This is a genomic window from Flavobacterium sp. GW823-FHT04A11 (assembly GCF_058796535.1).
In genome coordinates, this window is record NZ_CM179503.1 from 473,121 (window position 1) to 487,824 (window position 14,704).

A 14,704-nucleotide genomic window follows, 5' to 3' on the forward strand; every position below is an offset into this window, starting at 1 on the left:
CGAAGTAGCAAAGAAAAACTTAAAAAAGAAAAACTTTGCGACTTCGCGACTTTGCGAGAAATAAGTTAGCGTTCTTTGCGTAAACCTTTGCGGCCTTCGCGGTTAAATTCTCTCTTTGTTTCTAAACAATTTTTAGTACTTTTAAACGTTTTTATTAAATACAATTACAAAATTCAGAATCAAAATGAGTTCCACCGATTCTTCAGATAAAAAGAAATCACTATTATTCACCACGGCGATATATGCGGTAATAATACTATTGCTGTTTTTTATACGTTTTTGGCCGCCATACAATCCGGAAAATAACGCAGCACTTGCAGAAGGCGGCGGTGGCGGTGGCGTAACCATAAATTTTGGAGACAGTGATGTAGGATCTGGGGCTAATTATAAAAGTGAAGTTCTGAACGTTAAAAACGAAGCAAAAGCGACGCCTGCAAAAGCAACTCCGGACGAAGCAGTAATTACACAGGAAAACGCAACAACAGATGCAGAAGACGTAATTATTCCCGTAAAGGAAAAACCTAAAAAACCAACTCCTGTTGAAAAACCGGAAACAAAACCGGTACCTCAAAAGCCAAAAGTTTCAAATTCTACAAACGACGCTTTATCAAGTATTTTAAAAGGATCTAACAAAGGCGGTGACGGCGACGATAAAACAGCAGGAAATAAAGGAAAAGCAAACGGAAGTTTAGGATCTAACGGTTACTACGGAACCGGCGGCTCTGGTGGCGGAACCGGAGGAGGAAACGGAACCGGAAATGGTATTGGCACCGGAAGCGGTTACGGAACCGGAAGCGGCGGTGGTTCTGGCGGAGGATCAGGATATTCGCTAGGAAACAGAAAAGCATTATCTAAACCTGCACCAAAATACACTTGTAACGAAGAAGGAAAAGTTGTAGTAGAAGTTACAGTCGATCAAAACGGAAAAACAATTAGTGCGACTGCCGGAATAAAAGGAACAACAAATACAGCAAGCTGTTTACTAGAACAAGCAAAAATTGCTGCGATGAATACAAAATGGTCGCCTGATGATAAAGCAGCAGCAAAACAGGTTGGGAAGATTGTTTATAATTTTAGTTTGAATTAAAACACGAATTGCACTAATTTTCACGAATATAAAAAAGGCTTTCTGAAATCAGAAAGCCTTTTTTATGTTTATAAATCTCGTAAGTCCTTGCGAGGAACGAAGCAATCTCACTAACAATTAGCATTGTGTGATATGCATCGTGAGATTGCTTCGTTCCTCGCAAAGACAATCGTTGCGGAGTTACTTGCGGAGATTTCTTCTTGCTTCTTGTTTCTATATTCTTTAATCTATTCTCTTTCTTCTTTCCTCTATATTCTTTCCTCTATATTCTCTTTTTTCGCGTGAGGGATAGAAGCTAGCTACCGAAGTAGCGCGGATAGCCCGACCGCAATAAAAAAATGGGCGAATCAACGTTATACTGATTAGCCCATTTTTTTATTGTGGTCACGCCCAGATAATTACTTCGGACTCGTAGCAATTACAAATTTCAAATTGTTCTTCACTCCTATTTGCAAGACATCAACCAGATCCTGAACCTGCAAATTAAACGGAATTCTAACGACAACGGTTTGTTGTTTGTCTGCTCCTATTTTGGCCATTAAACTCGTTTCCAGATTTTCGAAGTCAACCGGTTCTTTGTCAATGTAGAATTTTTTATCTTCTGTAACCGATAAACTGATTAATTGTTTATTGGTTTTTTCGTTTGATTTCGCTTTTGGCAATGTCATTTTAATAACATTAGGATTTGCAAGCGTTGATATAATTAAGAAAAACAACAGCAAGAAAAACATAATATCACTTAGTGATGAAGTCGCCACTTCGGCATGAAATCTTCTTTTTCTTTTAATAGACATAGCTTATGCTCTTTGAATTATATTGACAAATTCTAATATTTGTTTCTGAATCTTCAAGGCAAAATCATCAATTTTTCCGTTCAGTAAATGGTACGCACTATAGGCAATAATACCCACAATAAGTCCGGAACCTGAACTGATCATTTTTTCGTATAAACCTCCGGAGATATTTCCGATACTAATATTTTCGGTTACAGAAATGCTGTAGAAAATCTTAATTACTCCGGAAATCGTTCCGATGAAACCTAAAGTTGGCGCAATACCGGCAATAAGTCCAAGGTGACCTAAATGTCTTTCCATTTCACCAATTTCGATATCGGCGGCGCGGTCCATATTTGATTCGATTTCAGCAATTGGTCTTCCGATTACCAAAACACCTTCTTTCAAAATATTTCCTGCGGCTGTATTGCTTCTTTCTACAATAGTTCGTGCCAATTCAATATTACCTGCATTTAGCTTATCTCCAACATCCTGCATTAATCTTGCATCAATTTTCGACGCTTTACTGATATACATATAACGTTCAAAAATGACATAAATCGTGTAAAAAAGTAAAATGGCAATTGGTATTAAGAAAAAACCTCCTTTTAGGATAAAACCTAAAACAGAGATTTCGGTATTTGGAGCAATTTTTTCGATAACTACGTTAGATGCGGCGTTTGCGATAGTGTCTGCTTGTAATTGAATGGCGCTAAACATATTTTAATTCTTGTTTTTAATAATTAATTCTAAAAAATATTTCAATTTTGCATTAAAGATAATTTCACTGTAATATTAAACTAAAAAAACCGGAAATTATTTCAATTCACAACTATTTTATCCAAAAAAAATGAACTATCAGGAAACTACAAATTGGATGTTTAACCAATTGCCCATGTATCAGCTTCAGGGTGCTTCGGCATACAAAGAAGATTTAACCAACATTAAGTTGCTTGCGGCGCATCTTGATAATCCACAAAATCAGTTAAAATGCATTCACGTTGCCGGAACAAACGGAAAAGGTTCTACATCGCACATGCTGGCTTCGGTTTTGCAGGAAGCGGGATATAAAGTTGGCTTGTATACTTCGCCGCATTTAAAAGATTTTAGAGAAAGAATAAAAATCAACGGACAAGATATTTCAGAAGATTTTGTGATTGAATTCGTAGCCAAACACAAAGATTTTTTTGAAGCAAATGATATGAGTTTCTTCGAAATGTCTGTTGGTCTGGCATTTGATTATTTTGCTGCCGAAAAAACAGATATTGCCATTATAGAAGTAGGTTTGGGCGGAAGATTAGATGCGACAAATATCATTACGCCTTTGGTTTCTGTTATTACGAATATCGATCTTGATCACACGCAATTTTTAGGAAATACGACTACGGCAATTGCAGGCGAAAAAGCCGGAATTATTAAACCGAATGTTCCGGTTGTAATTGGAGAATATACCGAAGAAACCGAAGCGGTATTTTTAGCCAAAGCCAAAGAAAATAATACCCCAATTTATTTTGCTGCCGATTTAATCTCCGGAGTTTTCCCGTCTGATTTATTGGGCGATTATCAGTTTAACAATAAAAAAACCGTTCAGCAGGTTGTTGTTGTTTTAAACTCCCAAACTGATTTTAAAGTTTCAGTTGATAATTTAAAAAGCGGTTTATTAAATACTGTAAAAAATACCGGTTTACAGGGAAGATGGCAGCAGCTTGGAGAAAGTCCGAAAATAATTTGCGATACGGCACATAATAAACACGGTTTGGCAGTTGTAATGAACCAGATTCAGAAAGAAAGTTTTGAGAAACTGCATATTGTTTTGGGAGTTGTCAATGATAAAGACCTGGATTCTATTTTACCTCTTTTTCCAAAAGAAGCGCAATATTATTTCTGCAGGCCTAATTCGGCGCGAGGTTTAGCTACCGTAATATTAAAAGATGCGGCAAAAAAATATGATTTAATTGGAGAAAAATACAATTCGGTTGAAGATGCATTTGCTGCTGCGAAGGAAAACGCCTCATCAAATGATTTTATTTATGTTGGAGGAAGCACTTTTGTCGTAGCGGAATTGCCTTTAACATAAACGAAGCCGAAAATTCGAAAAAAAGTTTAAAAAAATTACTCTTATAATAAATTCAGCACCAGCGAGATAATACCAAACAAAGAAAAAAGTTTAATTTTTTATTTCAATTTCTTTGCAGAACTCAAAAACTAGCGTATATTTGCACTCGCAATCACAAAATGATAGCAGCCTAGTAAAATAGGGCGATTAGCTCAGCTGGTTCAGAGCACCTCGTTTACACCGAGGGGGTCGGGGGTTCGAACCCCTCATCGCCCACCAAGAAACTCCTTAAGAAATTAAGGAGTTTTTTTTATTTATATTTTAATAATTATCTTGTTTAGGATAAAGAACAAAACCAGGAAAAAATATCAAAATAAAGATTAGATGAGCTGGTTCGGAACAAACTATCATCGCCCATAGAACACAAACAAAGCCATTGAGATTCCAATGGCTTTGTCTTTTAATAAATTACAGTAAACATTCAAACTCTCTTTTATGTTTAATCTGTTACTTTTAAATGCTGAATTTGCCCATCAACAATATCAAAGTGAAATTTTAGCGCGATAGGACTTCCTGGAAATTTTCCTGAACATTCTGCAGTTAAGATGCTTGTTGTGCCGTTTTCAGTATATTCCAGTGGTTTCATCACTGATTGGTAGTTCTTGTTTGAGTGATCGATCCAACGCTCTATTTCAATTTTTCCTTTATGTGTTTTACCTTCGTCAAACACTTCGGCAGTTTCTGAAAACAAATTAGCATAAGTCACGGCGTCAAATTCGTTTTGTGCTTTAATCAAGTCTGTTAATACTTTTGGTAAGTTCATTGTTATTATTTTTAAAGATTATTAAATTGTTGGTACAGTACCGCCATCGATTACATATTCAGTTCCTGATAAATAACTGGCCCTTGGAGAAACAAGAAAACCAACTAATTCAGCTACTTCTTCCGGCTCCGCGGGTCTGCCGTATGGTATTCCGCCCAATGCTTGCATTACACCTTGCTGTGCTTCTTCTACAGTACTATTGGCGTTTCTTGCAATCTCAGCCAGCCAGTCTTTTGATGCTCCTGTATTGATCCATCCGGGAGAAACAGTCAGCACCCTAATACCTTTAGGAGAAACTTCATTCGATAAACTTTTACTATAGTTTCGTAATCCTGCTTTTGCCGCCGCATAAGGCAAAGTGGAGTCATAAAGTGGCAGTATTCCCTGAATAGAAGCTATATGAATAATAACTCCGTTTTTTCGCTCTATCATTTGAGGTAAAAACCCTCTGTCCAGTCGAACCGGAGCAAGCAAATTAGCCTGGATTGTTGATTCCCAATCTTCATCAGATAATGCAGTAAAGCCACCGGCAGGTGTTGTTGAAGAACCAAGATTGTTCACCAAAATGTCAAGCCTTCCGTAAGCCGACAGCACTTCGCTGACAACTTTTTGTGTTCCTTCTGCTTTACTCAAGTCGGACGGAATAAAATGCAGCTTGCTATCTTCTTTTTCCGGTGCGTTTCTTGCAGTGATAATAACCGTTGCCCCAGCTTGTAGCAGCCTTTCTGCAATTGCTCTTCCAGCTCCTTTTGTGCCTCCTGTTACTAAGGCAATTTTTCCTGATAATTCGTTTTGATAATCCATCTTATGTTGTATTTTAAATTTCTATAGTACAAATCTCGGAAGTACGTAAGTTTCTCACAAGTACGGAGTTACGATTCATATAGGGATAAATTATTCCCCTATTGCACATATAGGAACATAGGATTACTTTTGTAATATGTATGAAAGAAAAATAATACCTAGTTTAAACTGCGGGCTTGACATAATAGGTGAAGTACTTTATGGCAAATGGAAGATACGTTTGCTTTGGTTTATTAATGAAGGTCATAAAAGGCCAAGTGAATTGCAGCGTAAGATACCAGATGCAACACGCAGGGTTTTAAATATTCAGCTAAAGGAGTTAGAGGAACATGAACTTGTTTCAAAAATTATTTACCCTGTTGTGCCTCCTAAAGTCGAATATAGCCTGACAGATTTTGGAAAAACATTAATTCCTGTAATTTCAGCTATTGGAAATTGGGGAGATGAGCATCAAGAACGTTTAAGACCTCTCATTTTAAAACGTTTAGATCAAAATTAAGATATAGAAAAAACTAATCCTCATTTTTATGCAGTTAACTTTTTCTATCTGTGCTGATTATTTGTGATTTCGACCTAAGAAAGAAATCTCTACAAATATTGGCGATTTTATTATGGAGTTATAAGTATACTAAAAGAAAAATAATCTTTTAAAAAAACAAAAAACTCCTTAAGAAATTAAGGAGTTTTTTTATCGTTTCGGGCAAGTTTGCAAATCCACGCTGTTGAAGTTCGAAATTTGCACAATCAAGTTAGTTTTTTAGTAATAATCCTAAAATAATACCTATTGCTCCTTTTTTTCCCACACTATCTAATAATATCTGTAAATCACTGGTCATCATTCCAAGTTTAGAAGCCATTGTAATATTAGCTTTACCATCCAAAAAATGTTGTAAATAAGATGTCGTAACATCTAATTTTGAAGCGGTACCAAGATCTGCTTTTCCTGCAAGTAAATTTCGCAGATTTCGTGATAATAATCCTGTTTTCATGGCTATTGATAACTCGCTCATATTTTTTTAATTTAAATTTTTAATTTCTTCAATAATTGTTGTTTCAGACTCTAAAAGATTTTCAAAGTTATGCTCAATTATTAAATTACCAAATTCCTTTCTAAAAATTAAGGTTTCTGGAATCTTTTCTATTAGGTTGTAAAGTTTGAATTTGATTTCCTTAGTATTCATAGTTTGGTGTATAATCGAATAAATTTCTTTGTTGCTTTTGAAATTTGATTTGCATAAAGCTTTTATAAATGAATTTATTTCAAATTTAAATTTTATCAAATCTAAATTGGAAAAAGTGGTGAAGAAATCTTTAGAAGTTTTTAATATATCATTTTTATAGGAATGACTAAATGTGTGATCAAAAAATTTAATTACATTATATTTCACATCTTCATCAACAGGCCAAAGACTTGAAAAATGTTGAAATAAAAGTGTTACATAATTTTTATTGTAGTCTGGATTATCTTTAACTTGTAAGTATGACTCCTTTAATTTTAAGTAATGCTCAGGTTCAAAATCTCTTGCAGCAATATTAAAAAATAAATTATCTATATCTTCAGGAACAGAAATTAATCTGTCTAATATATGATTTGATTCTTCGTTTCTAATAATATTATAAAGGCCTTTACTATCTTTTGTTATTTTTTCACTTAACGCCTCAACACTTTGTTTTATTTCTATATTTCTTTGGGTTAAAATTTCACTATCCTCATTCATGGATTTTATACTTTTTTCTATTCTTGTTACATACCAACCTAAGCCAATACTTACAAGTGCTATAATAACACCAAAAATGCTAATATAATTAGATGATGCACTAATTTCCCCAGAAATACCATCGAATGCAGTATCTAACATACCAGCTTGACTATTAATTTGCCCAGTTTGATATTCAAGTTTTTTTTCCAAATCATTTAAATATTTGGATTGATTACCAAGTTTAGAAACCAACGAATCAATCCTCTTATTAAAAATTTCAAATTGCTTTTTCTGTTGCTCTTCAGCTTTTGCATTATTCCCGCCAAATGTTTTACAAGTGAAGATTAGGAATAGTAGACATAGTGAAAAGATAAATTTTAAGTTCATATTTGCTCTTTAAGTTCTAACTAACTATTAACTAGTTTATACATCCAATAAAATTACATTTCATCAATTAAGTTGATAGATATATAATTATCAGTTTTTAGTTTGGCTAATATAGAAAAAAATTCTTACAGGCATAAAAATCATAGCTGGATATAATAGTTATTTCAAAAAAAATTTCTCAAAGTTTTAGAAAATAGTTCTGAAACTCCAAACTCCAAAGTAATTTGATTTTGAAGTTTATTACATTTGTATCATACAGATTCAGTCCTGTTTTTTACCAAATACGAAATTTCTGAGAAATTTTAAATATCTTTGAACTATGAGCACACTAACAAAACCAAATCACATAGGGCGAAAAATTAGCCGTATCCGTGAACTTCGCGATATGAAACAAGAAGCTTTGGCACAAGCTTTAGGAACAAGTCAACAAACTGTTTCTGCTATTGAAAATAGTGAAACAATAGACGAAGCAAAACTTGAAGAAATTGCTAAAATTTTAGGTGTTTCTGTTGAAGGAATTAAGAATTTTTCAGAAGAAGCTGTTTTAAATATTATTGGTAATACATTAAATGATGGCAGCATTATTAATGGAAATGCATATAACTGTAATTTCAATCCACTCGATAAAGTTGTAGAGCTATATGAACGTTTAGTTCAATCTGAAAAAGATAAAGTTGAATATTTAGAAAAATTACTAAAAGAAAAATAATCTTTTAAAAAACAAAAAACTCCTTAATTTCTTAAGGAGTTTTTTTATGGAATTATATTGCGTACCGTTTTTATTCGTTCAGCTCTTTTTCAATTTCTTTAATAAGTTCAAGTGCTAGTGGTTTTGTATTTTCGTCATAAACCCTTATGTTATTTTTCCCCAGTCTGACAAGAAATTCGATTGACTTTTTAAATTTTGGGTCTGAATACATTTCTGCTTCTGATTTATCTGCATTTTCTATCATTTTGTCAAAACACTTAAACAGATAATCATTGTAAAATGTATCAACTTCGTCAAGTGCCGGTACAAATATTTGGTAATAACTTAATATTTTTTGTTTTAGTTTTTCGTCTTCAATGTAGCCAATTTTACCACTTGACTTGAAACCTTCATAATTACCAATATTCATTGTGTGTCCATGCGAATGAGCTGGGAAATCAACCTTTTTTTTAGTCTTAGAAATACTGTCAAGTTGAAAAGACGTTAATGCTAAAATTTTTTCATATTCTTTGTTTGTCTTTTGATATGCTTTCCTTTCATTGTCGATGCTTTCTATATCATTTTTTAAATCATTTTTTAAATTAGCAAGAAACGCAGCTACCTCTTCTTGCTGATGTCTGTGTTCACTCCAGCCGTGCAACCCTATCGAAAGCGTCACAGCAAAAACAATTATGCATATTTCTATAATGATTTCTTTCACTTTCTCTCCCAATGTGTGTTCTGTATTTTTCACAGTTTTGTAAATTTTTTCTGAATATTTGGTTATTTCTTCTTGCATGTTTTGATCTTATAATTTTAACTCTATTTTATTTGTGGCAGTTTATTTCAATACGCTGTTTACTTCAACGACTTCAAAGTCGTCATTGTTTTGCAGCAGGTGTTTTAATATCGGAATATGGCCTTGTCCAAATATTAGTATAACGTATTTGTCATTTGCATTTACTTGAGTAATTACATTCGAGTAAATCGCTAAATTCCTCAAATACCAATCAGAAACTGATTCCGCACCAATATAATTCTCTCCGGCACCAATTTTTGCATAATATTTTAAGTACAATGATAAATTTTTCTGCAAAAGTTCTTTTGTATTTAGATATTTTAATATGCCGGTTATTGAATTTCGTTTTACGACACCATCTATTTCACTCATAAAGTTATTAGCTGTAGTACCTAATTCTTTTAATATATTCAACTGATTTTTTTCTTTAGCCGTTACAGAAACTAAACTGTCATGTGTCATTCCATAAAAAATATCTACACCATTTATATGTTTTAAATTTAATTTTTTAGCCAATCTAAAACCAATTTGTTCCCGTTCAGAAACGGTTAATTTATACCTGTTTTCTAAATACGCCGTATACAAACTATCCGTTTGCCTTTGCTGCTTAAATGGTTTTTCTATCATCACTTTATCAGCATTTGTTCGTTTTAAAGTTTCGGTCAGTTCTTCCAGTTCCTGTTGTCTTTTAGGAGCTAAAAAATCATCTGTCTTTAATTCATGCACATCTAGATGAGGTGTTTCAAAGTGAATTGTACCGATTAATAAAATTTTGGTTTTATGTTTAGATTCTTGTCCAAAAGTTGTTGTTACGACTAAAAGTGTAATTAAAAATGTAGAAATTGTTTTAATAAAGGTCATTTTTTTAGTTTGGTTTTTAGTTTATTTTTTATCGTTCTCGTTCTCACAAATTGCCAACAACTTGATTATACAATTCATAAAATAGTATCAATACAACTTTTTTTTAGTTGAATTTGATTAATAAGCTGAATTTCTTCTGGCGAATATAAGAAATATTTTTACTACAATTTATTAACCTTTTTAAGATAAAAATCATTCTTCTTTTAATTGAATTTTCCAAATCCTGCAGAAAAAAAGAAAAACATTTGCATATTGTTGTCGTGTATACTATATTTACGACAACAATTAAAATTAAGAAACTATGAGAGAATTAACATTTGCATCACTACAAGTAAAAAATCTGGAAGCATCAAAAGACTTCTATGAAAAACAATTGGGCTTTGAGATTGGCGACACTAATCCGCAAGCCTGTATTTTTAAGTACAATCAGGGACAGGCAAGTTTTGCTATTCGCACACCTCTTGAACCACTTGAAGAAAGAGAATTGGGAATTGGCGTGGCTCTTTGGTTTGCCGTTAACGAAAATGTAGACGAATTGAAAGAGAAATTCATTGGTAACGGAATAACCACAGCCGGACCCATTATCGAAACCCCTTTTGGAAGAGCATTTCACGTGAAAGATCTTGACGGTTACAAACTGACTTTTTTGGAGACCAAATAAAAGTAAATTATTTACTAATTTTAGAAACAAATTCGAGAAGAAACAATTTGCTTCAACATTATTATGCCTCAAGAAATTAATTTTCATTTTAAAAGTCCAAAAGATAGTCCGGGTTATTTGCTTGGTCAACTTACAATGCTTTGGCAACGCAGATTAAAGAAAGTTTTAGATCCGTTAGATTTAACGCAAACGCAATTTGTATTGCTGGCAGCTTTGGGCTGGCTTTCAAAAAAAAGCAATTCTGTAACACAAGTCGACATCGCCAACCAAAGTAATGCCGACAGAATGATGGTATCAAAAGTCTTGCGAACGCTGGAAGAAAAAGGTTTCATAACAAGACAGGAACATGAAACAGATACAAGAGCAAAAACGATTCGGTTAACGAATACAGGAGAAAACGTCTTGCAAAAAGCAATTATTGAAGTAGAAAATGCCGACCTCGATTTCTTTTCTACTTTAGACGAAAATCTCCCATTGTTCAATTCTAGTATGGCAAAAATTATTGACAGAAATAAAACGGAATAAAATATAAAGCTAAAACTCCTTAATTTCTTAAGGAGTTTTTTATTTTAGTAAGCTGCATTTCTGCTATAGAATATACCCGTACAAGTTCGTCGAATACTTTCTTCTGTTATATTTACCTCGCTAAATAAGTCATACCTCCATCAACAAGAAGTTCAGCACCAAGCATAAACGAAGAATCATCAGAAGCCAGGAAAACCGCTGTTTTACCAATGTCAGATGGTTGACCAATTCTGCCAATCGGCATTTCACCTGCAAAGTGGGTTTTTATAGCTTCAATTTGTTCTAAGGGAACAAATTTTTCAAATGCCGGGGTATCCGTTGTACCTGGTGTTATTACATTTGCTCTGATTTTTCTACCTAATAAATCACTTGAAAATGCTTTTGCAAAAAAGATTACAGCAGCTTTTGCAGCGCCATAAAGTGTGAAATTTGGATATGCCCTATGTGCTGCATTTGACCCGATAAGAATAATAGAACCACCATCATTCATGTAAGGCAATGCTTTGTGGACGGTGAAATAAACGCTTTTCAAGTTTAAATTCATTGTTTTGTCATAATCAGCTTCGCCAAGATCTGCCACTGTACCTACAGCTCCTCCGCCTGCATTGGCAACAACCACTTCTATTTTTCCAAATTTTTCAGATGTTTCTTTAAAAACTCTTTCTAAGTCGGCAACGTTGGTCACATCAGCATTTATGGCTATAAAATTCTCTCCAAGCTGAGCCACTGAACTATCTAAAGTTTGCTGATTTCTTCCAACAATCACTCCTTTAGCGCCTTCATTTTTAAATTCCTGTGCAATGCCGAATCCAATACCGCTATTACCACCTGTGATAACGGCTACTTTATTTTTTAATTTATTCATTATTTTATTTTTCTTTAAATTTGTTTCACAAAGATACCATCAATAGTTTACTTTTGTAACTATCACAGTGTATTCTGGTTACCATTGGGTAACTACTAATTTTAGAAAATATGAGAGACGAAAAATTCTGCAATTCAAATTGCCCATTTACAAGAGCAATTGGTACTATTGGCAATAAATGGAAACCAATAATCATTAATGTTATTGGAACCCGTAGTATCCGTTTTGGTCAGTTAGATGCTATAGTGCCCCATATTTCAAGGAAAGTACTAACTGAACAGTTGAAAGAGTTGGAGGAAGACGGATTATTAGAAAGATTAGCCTTTAAGGAATTACCGCCAAGGGTAGAATATAAGTTATCTGAAAAAGGATTAGCATTTCTACCCATATTAGAAGCAATCAAAGAATGGCAAGGTAAATTTGAAACGCTTTCAACTTTGGATGCTAATTAATTTGGTATAACTTTTTGAAGTGAAAAGGAAACGCCAAAATAGCGGGGTCTTTATGGCATCGTTATTAAATAAAAAACTCCTTAAAATTTAAGGAGTTTTTTATTTAATAATTGAAAATCTTTATTTCAAGCCACGTTCTTTCAAAAGATTTTCTAATTCTATTTTATCATATTCTGACTTATTAACTAATTTATAAACCAGGAATAAGGGAATGAGTGTTAGAAATCCCCAAGTGTTTTTTATAACGCTGTAAAAAATGATTCCTATCAAAAAACCAATTAAAAAAGCATTCGTAATCGAAGCTGATTTCGCTTTTTTTACTTCCTGCAATAATTCCTGATCTGTTAATTCTGGTAGTTTTTTCTTTTCCATAGTATTATTTGGTTAGATAATTATGGTTCCCAAAGTTCTATTTTATTGCCTTCTGCATCCATAATATGTACAAATTTGCCATAATCATAAGCTGCAATATCATCCAGAATTGTTACTCCGTTTTCTTTAAGCTGTTTTACAAGTCCTTCAATATTCTGAACACGATAATTAATCATGAACTCCTTTTTTGATGGCGAGAAATATTGATCTCCTTTTTTAAACGGGCTCCATTGCAGGGATTCTATCTCATCCGGATTCACAATATTTCTGGATTCAAAAGTCGAACCCCAATCATTTACATCAAGTCCTAAATTTTTTGCATACCATTCTTTTGTATCTTTTGGATTTTCAGAATAAAAGAAGATACCGCCAACTCCGGTTACTTTTGGCGTTTTATCAGAACCTGAACCGTCTGACTGTTTTTTTGATTCTTCCATAATGTTTTGATTTTTTGGTTGTTGATACACAAATTTAAGAACTATTTCAATCGAAAGTATCGTTGGGCAATTTCTTTTTGTAAACCATTAAACAAATAATCCGAAGTCTTGTTTATCAAAATAATCCTTCTGTTTTGGTCAGGAATTCTTCCGTGACTTGTTCAATATTAATAATTTAATTTTTATTGAATAATTCCTGAAAAACAACCGGACTAATATTCGTCTTTCTCTTAAACAGTTTATTGAAAGATTGCGGATGCTCAAAACCTAATTTATACGCAATTTCAGAAATGGAAAAAGTTCCTTTTGCAATATATTCTTTTGCTTTTTCGATCAATTTATCATGAATAAACTGCTGCGTATTTTGTCCAGAAGTGCTTCGCAGTAAGTCGCTTAAATATCTTGGTGAAAGCTGCATTTCATCTGCTACAAATTGCACGGTTGGCAAACCATTTTCAACAGGTTTTTCGGTATTAAAATAATCTTCGAGCAAATTTTCCAGTTTCGAAAGTACATCGTTATTCACCGCTTTTCGGGTAATAAATTGTCTGTTATAAAACCGATTGCTGTAATTAAGCAAAAGTTCTAATTGCGAAATAATAACATCCTGACTAAAATTATCGATTCGCTGGTTGAGTTCATCCTGAATATTGGCAAAAACACCCAAAATAGTTTCTTTTTCTTTCTCTGATAAATACAAAGCTTCAGCCGCCGAATACGAGAAGAAACCATATTTTTTAATTGTTGTATTTAAAGCATATGGCCGAATAAAATCAGGATGAATATGAAGCGACATTCCGCTATAATCTGCCTCTTCTTCCTGCATTTTTAAAATTTGTCCGGGAGCCACAAACGACATTCCTCCTTCTTCAAAATCATAGAATCCATGTCCGTAACGCAATTTTCCGGAGAAATTAGTTTTAAAAGATATCTTATAAAAATCTAAAATGATTCCCTGATCAAAATCTGTGGGATCAAAAATTGCTTCGCCGTAATTGATAATACTCACAAGCGGATGCAACGGTTTTGGCTGTTGCATCGCTTTATGTAATTCTGATATGGATTGAAATATTCTAGGTTGATTTTTCATTTTTGAAACACGATTGTTTTACAAATTTACAAAATGTTCTACCGGCGCAATATTCCAGCTTACCGTACTTTGATCGATCATATCATGTACAACAGAATCACTAAGTTCTGTCATTAGTTTGTGCATGGCATTTGTGCCGTCTTCCGTAGTATCCCAAACGAGCATATCATAAACAACTCCTTTTTTTAATTCAAAAATCGTTCTGGAACAAAATCCTTGCTGACGTTTTAAAAATGAATCTATTTCGGCATTGGCTTCAATAAATTGATGTGTTGTAAAACCATTTAGTTTAAAAGTAGTTAATTCTATCGCTTTATTTTTCAT

At 33.4% G+C, this 14,704-nt stretch carries 20 protein-coding genes and 1 tRNA gene; 8 read left to right on the plus strand and 13 right to left on the minus strand.

Annotated elements, in window-relative coordinates:
• Positions 1 to 184 precede the first annotated feature (184 nt).
• The gene (locus AC3QL1_RS02295) at positions 185 to 1,087 is read left to right on the plus strand and encodes an energy transducer TonB (protein ID WP_492494748.1); all 903 of its coding nucleotides are present in this window, start codon (positions 185 to 187) and stop codon (positions 1,085 to 1,087) included.
• 398 nt (positions 1,088 to 1,485) lie between these two features.
• Here AC3QL1_RS02295 and AC3QL1_RS02300 read toward each other — a convergent pair whose 3' ends face one another.
• Together AC3QL1_RS02300 and AC3QL1_RS02305 are read right to left on the minus strand one after the other, a co-directional pair.
• Positions 1,486 to 1,881: an ExbD/TolR family protein gene (locus AC3QL1_RS02300; RefSeq protein WP_264535169.1), complete on the minus strand. Its 396-nt coding sequence runs from the start codon at positions 1,879 to 1,881 to the stop codon at positions 1,486 to 1,488.
• 3 nt (positions 1,882 to 1,884) lie between these two features.
• Positions 1,885 to 2,580 carry a MotA/TolQ/ExbB proton channel family protein gene (locus AC3QL1_RS02305; protein WP_115847044.1) on the minus strand — a complete coding sequence of 232 codons (696 nt, stop codon included), beginning with the start codon at positions 2,578 to 2,580 and terminating at the stop codon, positions 1,885 to 1,887.
• A gap of 130 nt (positions 2,581 to 2,710) precedes the next feature.
• Here AC3QL1_RS02305 and AC3QL1_RS02310 point away from each other — a divergent pair, with 130 nt between their 5' ends.
• Both AC3QL1_RS02310 and AC3QL1_RS02315 read left to right on the plus strand, forming a co-directional pair.
• Positions 2,711 to 3,937, plus strand: a complete 1,227-nt coding sequence (locus AC3QL1_RS02310; protein ID WP_492494751.1) for a bifunctional folylpolyglutamate synthase/dihydrofolate synthase — start codon at positions 2,711 to 2,713, stop codon at positions 3,935 to 3,937.
• A gap of 180 nt (positions 3,938 to 4,117) precedes the next feature.
• Positions 4,118 to 4,195: transfer RNA gene (locus AC3QL1_RS02315), tRNA-Val, on the plus strand.
• A gap of 220 nt (positions 4,196 to 4,415) precedes the next feature.
• Here AC3QL1_RS02315 and AC3QL1_RS02320 read toward each other — a convergent pair.
• Together AC3QL1_RS02320 and AC3QL1_RS02325 are read right to left on the minus strand one after the other, a co-directional pair.
• Positions 4,416 to 4,739 (minus strand): nuclear transport factor 2 family protein, encoded by a 324-nt coding sequence (locus AC3QL1_RS02320; RefSeq protein WP_492494753.1) that lies wholly within the window; start codon positions 4,737 to 4,739, stop codon positions 4,416 to 4,418.
• A gap of 21 nt (positions 4,740 to 4,760) precedes the next feature.
• On the minus strand, positions 4,761 to 5,543 hold the full coding sequence (locus AC3QL1_RS02325) for an SDR family oxidoreductase (RefSeq protein WP_492494754.1): 783 nt from the start codon (positions 5,541 to 5,543) through the stop codon (positions 4,761 to 4,763).
• A gap of 136 nt (positions 5,544 to 5,679) precedes the next feature.
• On the opposite strand from AC3QL1_RS02325, the gene AC3QL1_RS02330 reads away from it, so the two are divergent.
• Positions 5,680 to 6,042: a winged helix-turn-helix transcriptional regulator gene (locus AC3QL1_RS02330; RefSeq protein ID WP_492494756.1), complete on the plus strand. Its 363-nt coding sequence runs from the start codon at positions 5,680 to 5,682 to the stop codon at positions 6,040 to 6,042.
• A 250-nt stretch (positions 6,043 to 6,292) separates the two neighbouring features.
• On the opposite strand, the gene AC3QL1_RS02335 is transcribed toward AC3QL1_RS02330, so the two are convergent.
• Both AC3QL1_RS02335 and AC3QL1_RS02340 read right to left on the minus strand, forming a co-directional pair.
• A complete protein-coding gene (locus tag AC3QL1_RS02335; protein WP_492494758.1) occupies positions 6,293 to 6,553 on the minus strand; it encodes a hypothetical protein in 261 nt (86 codons plus the stop codon).
• Positions 6,554 to 6,559: 6 nt separating this feature from the next.
• Positions 6,560 to 7,630: a hypothetical protein gene (locus tag AC3QL1_RS02340; RefSeq protein ID WP_492494760.1), complete on the minus strand. Its 1,071-nt coding sequence runs from the start codon at positions 7,628 to 7,630 to the stop codon at positions 6,560 to 6,562.
• A 319-nt stretch (positions 7,631 to 7,949) separates the two neighbouring features.
• On the opposite strand from AC3QL1_RS02340, the gene AC3QL1_RS02345 reads away from it, so the two are divergent.
• The gene (locus AC3QL1_RS02345; RefSeq protein ID WP_492494762.1) at positions 7,950 to 8,339 is read left to right on the plus strand and encodes a helix-turn-helix domain-containing protein; all 390 of its coding nucleotides are present in this window, start codon (positions 7,950 to 7,952) and stop codon (positions 8,337 to 8,339) included.
• A 70-nt stretch (positions 8,340 to 8,409) separates the two neighbouring features.
• Here AC3QL1_RS02345 and AC3QL1_RS02350 read toward each other — a convergent pair whose 3' ends face one another.
• Positions 8,410 to 9,117 carry a DUF6090 family protein gene (locus AC3QL1_RS02350; protein ID WP_492494763.1) on the minus strand — a complete coding sequence of 236 codons (708 nt, stop codon included), beginning with the start codon at positions 9,115 to 9,117 and terminating at the stop codon, positions 8,410 to 8,412.
• Between the two features lie 42 nt (positions 9,118 to 9,159).
• The gene (locus tag AC3QL1_RS02355) at positions 9,160 to 9,978 is read right to left on the minus strand and encodes a DUF5694 domain-containing protein (protein ID WP_492494764.1); all 819 of its coding nucleotides are present in this window, start codon (positions 9,976 to 9,978) and stop codon (positions 9,160 to 9,162) included.
• Between the two features lie 301 nt (positions 9,979 to 10,279).
• Here AC3QL1_RS02355 and AC3QL1_RS02360 point away from each other — a divergent pair, with 301 nt between their 5' ends.
• Positions 10,280 to 10,639, plus strand: a complete 360-nt coding sequence (locus tag AC3QL1_RS02360) for a VOC family protein (RefSeq protein WP_492494766.1) — start codon at positions 10,280 to 10,282, stop codon at positions 10,637 to 10,639.
• Positions 10,640 to 10,702: 63 nt separating this feature from the next.
• Positions 10,703 to 11,164 (plus strand): MarR family winged helix-turn-helix transcriptional regulator, encoded by a 462-nt coding sequence (locus AC3QL1_RS02365; RefSeq protein ID WP_492494768.1) that lies wholly within the window; start codon positions 10,703 to 10,705, stop codon positions 11,162 to 11,164.
• Between the two features lie 112 nt (positions 11,165 to 11,276).
• Here the strand turns inward: AC3QL1_RS02365 and AC3QL1_RS02370 are convergent, their stop codons facing one another.
• Entirely contained in the window at positions 11,277 to 12,029 is a 753-nt protein-coding gene (locus tag AC3QL1_RS02370; protein WP_492494770.1) for an SDR family NAD(P)-dependent oxidoreductase, read from the minus strand.
• 110 nt (positions 12,030 to 12,139) lie between these two features.
• Between AC3QL1_RS02370 and AC3QL1_RS02375 the strand changes: the two genes are divergently transcribed.
• Positions 12,140 to 12,481, plus strand: a complete 342-nt coding sequence (locus AC3QL1_RS02375) for a winged helix-turn-helix transcriptional regulator (protein WP_492494772.1) — start codon at positions 12,140 to 12,142, stop codon at positions 12,479 to 12,481.
• Between the two features lie 120 nt (positions 12,482 to 12,601).
• On the opposite strand, the gene AC3QL1_RS02380 is transcribed toward AC3QL1_RS02375, so the two are convergent.
• The 4 genes from AC3QL1_RS02380 to AC3QL1_RS02395 all read right to left on the minus strand — a co-directional run bounded on the left by AC3QL1_RS02380 (position 12,602) and on the right by AC3QL1_RS02395 (position 14,704).
• Positions 12,602 to 12,853, minus strand: coding sequence for an FUSC family protein (locus AC3QL1_RS02380; protein WP_492494774.1), 252 nt, complete (start codon positions 12,851 to 12,853; stop codon positions 12,602 to 12,604).
• 20 nt (positions 12,854 to 12,873) lie between these two features.
• A complete protein-coding gene (locus AC3QL1_RS02385) occupies positions 12,874 to 13,290 on the minus strand; it encodes a VOC family protein (RefSeq protein WP_492494775.1) in 417 nt (138 codons plus the stop codon).
• Positions 13,291 to 13,465: 175 nt separating this feature from the next.
• On the minus strand, positions 13,466 to 14,380 hold the full coding sequence (locus AC3QL1_RS02390) for a helix-turn-helix domain-containing protein (RefSeq protein WP_492494777.1): 915 nt from the start codon (positions 14,378 to 14,380) through the stop codon (positions 13,466 to 13,468).
• Positions 14,381 to 14,398: 18 nt separating this feature from the next.
• Complete coding sequence (locus AC3QL1_RS02395; RefSeq protein WP_492494778.1) at positions 14,399 to 14,704, minus strand: hypothetical protein; 306 nt, start codon at positions 14,702 to 14,704, stop codon at positions 14,399 to 14,401.

Bases quoted from the DNA above. Each gene is read 5' to 3' on its own strand.
- AC3QL1_RS02295 (WP_492494748.1), top strand. From the start codon at position 185: ATGAGTTCCACCGATTCTTCAGATAAAAAGAAATCACTATTATTCACC.
- AC3QL1_RS02300 (WP_264535169.1), bottom strand. From the start codon at position 1,881: ATGTCTATTAAAAGAAAAAGAAGATTTCATGCCGAAGTGGCGACTTCA.
- AC3QL1_RS02305 (WP_115847044.1), bottom strand. From the start codon at position 2,580: ATGTTTAGCGCCATTCAATTACAAGCAGACACTATCGCAAACGCCGCA.
- AC3QL1_RS02310 (WP_492494751.1), top strand. From the start codon at position 2,711: ATGAACTATCAGGAAACTACAAATTGGATGTTTAACCAATTGCCCATG.
- AC3QL1_RS02320 (WP_492494753.1), bottom strand. From the start codon at position 4,739: ATGAACTTACCAAAAGTATTAACAGACTTGATTAAAGCACAAAACGAA.
- AC3QL1_RS02325 (WP_492494754.1), bottom strand. From the start codon at position 5,543: ATGGATTATCAAAACGAATTATCAGGAAAAATTGCCTTAGTAACAGGA.
- AC3QL1_RS02330 (WP_492494756.1), top strand. From the start codon at position 5,680: ATGTATGAAAGAAAAATAATACCTAGTTTAAACTGCGGGCTTGACATA.
- AC3QL1_RS02335 (WP_492494758.1), bottom strand. From the start codon at position 6,553: ATGAGCGAGTTATCAATAGCCATGAAAACAGGATTATTATCACGAAAT.
- AC3QL1_RS02340 (WP_492494760.1), bottom strand. From the start codon at position 7,630: ATGAACTTAAAATTTATCTTTTCACTATGTCTACTATTCCTAATCTTC.
- AC3QL1_RS02345 (WP_492494762.1), top strand. From the start codon at position 7,950: ATGAGCACACTAACAAAACCAAATCACATAGGGCGAAAAATTAGCCGT.
- AC3QL1_RS02350 (WP_492494763.1), bottom strand. From the start codon at position 9,117: ATGCAAGAAGAAATAACCAAATATTCAGAAAAAATTTACAAAACTGTG.
- AC3QL1_RS02355 (WP_492494764.1), bottom strand. From the start codon at position 9,978: ATGACCTTTATTAAAACAATTTCTACATTTTTAATTACACTTTTAGTC.
- AC3QL1_RS02360 (WP_492494766.1), top strand. From the start codon at position 10,280: ATGAGAGAATTAACATTTGCATCACTACAAGTAAAAAATCTGGAAGCA.
- AC3QL1_RS02365 (WP_492494768.1), top strand. From the start codon at position 10,703: ATGCCTCAAGAAATTAATTTTCATTTTAAAAGTCCAAAAGATAGTCCG.
- AC3QL1_RS02370 (WP_492494770.1), bottom strand. From the start codon at position 12,029: ATGAATAAATTAAAAAATAAAGTAGCCGTTATCACAGGTGGTAATAGC.
- AC3QL1_RS02375 (WP_492494772.1), top strand. From the start codon at position 12,140: ATGAGAGACGAAAAATTCTGCAATTCAAATTGCCCATTTACAAGAGCA.
- AC3QL1_RS02380 (WP_492494774.1), bottom strand. From the start codon at position 12,853: ATGGAAAAGAAAAAACTACCAGAATTAACAGATCAGGAATTATTGCAG.
- AC3QL1_RS02385 (WP_492494775.1), bottom strand. From the start codon at position 13,290: ATGGAAGAATCAAAAAAACAGTCAGACGGTTCAGGTTCTGATAAAACG.
- AC3QL1_RS02390 (WP_492494777.1), bottom strand. From the start codon at position 14,380: ATGAAAAATCAACCTAGAATATTTCAATCCATATCAGAATTACATAAA.
- AC3QL1_RS02395 (WP_492494778.1), bottom strand. From the start codon at position 14,704: ATGAAAAATAAAGCGATAGAATTAACTACTTTTAAACTAAATGGTTTT.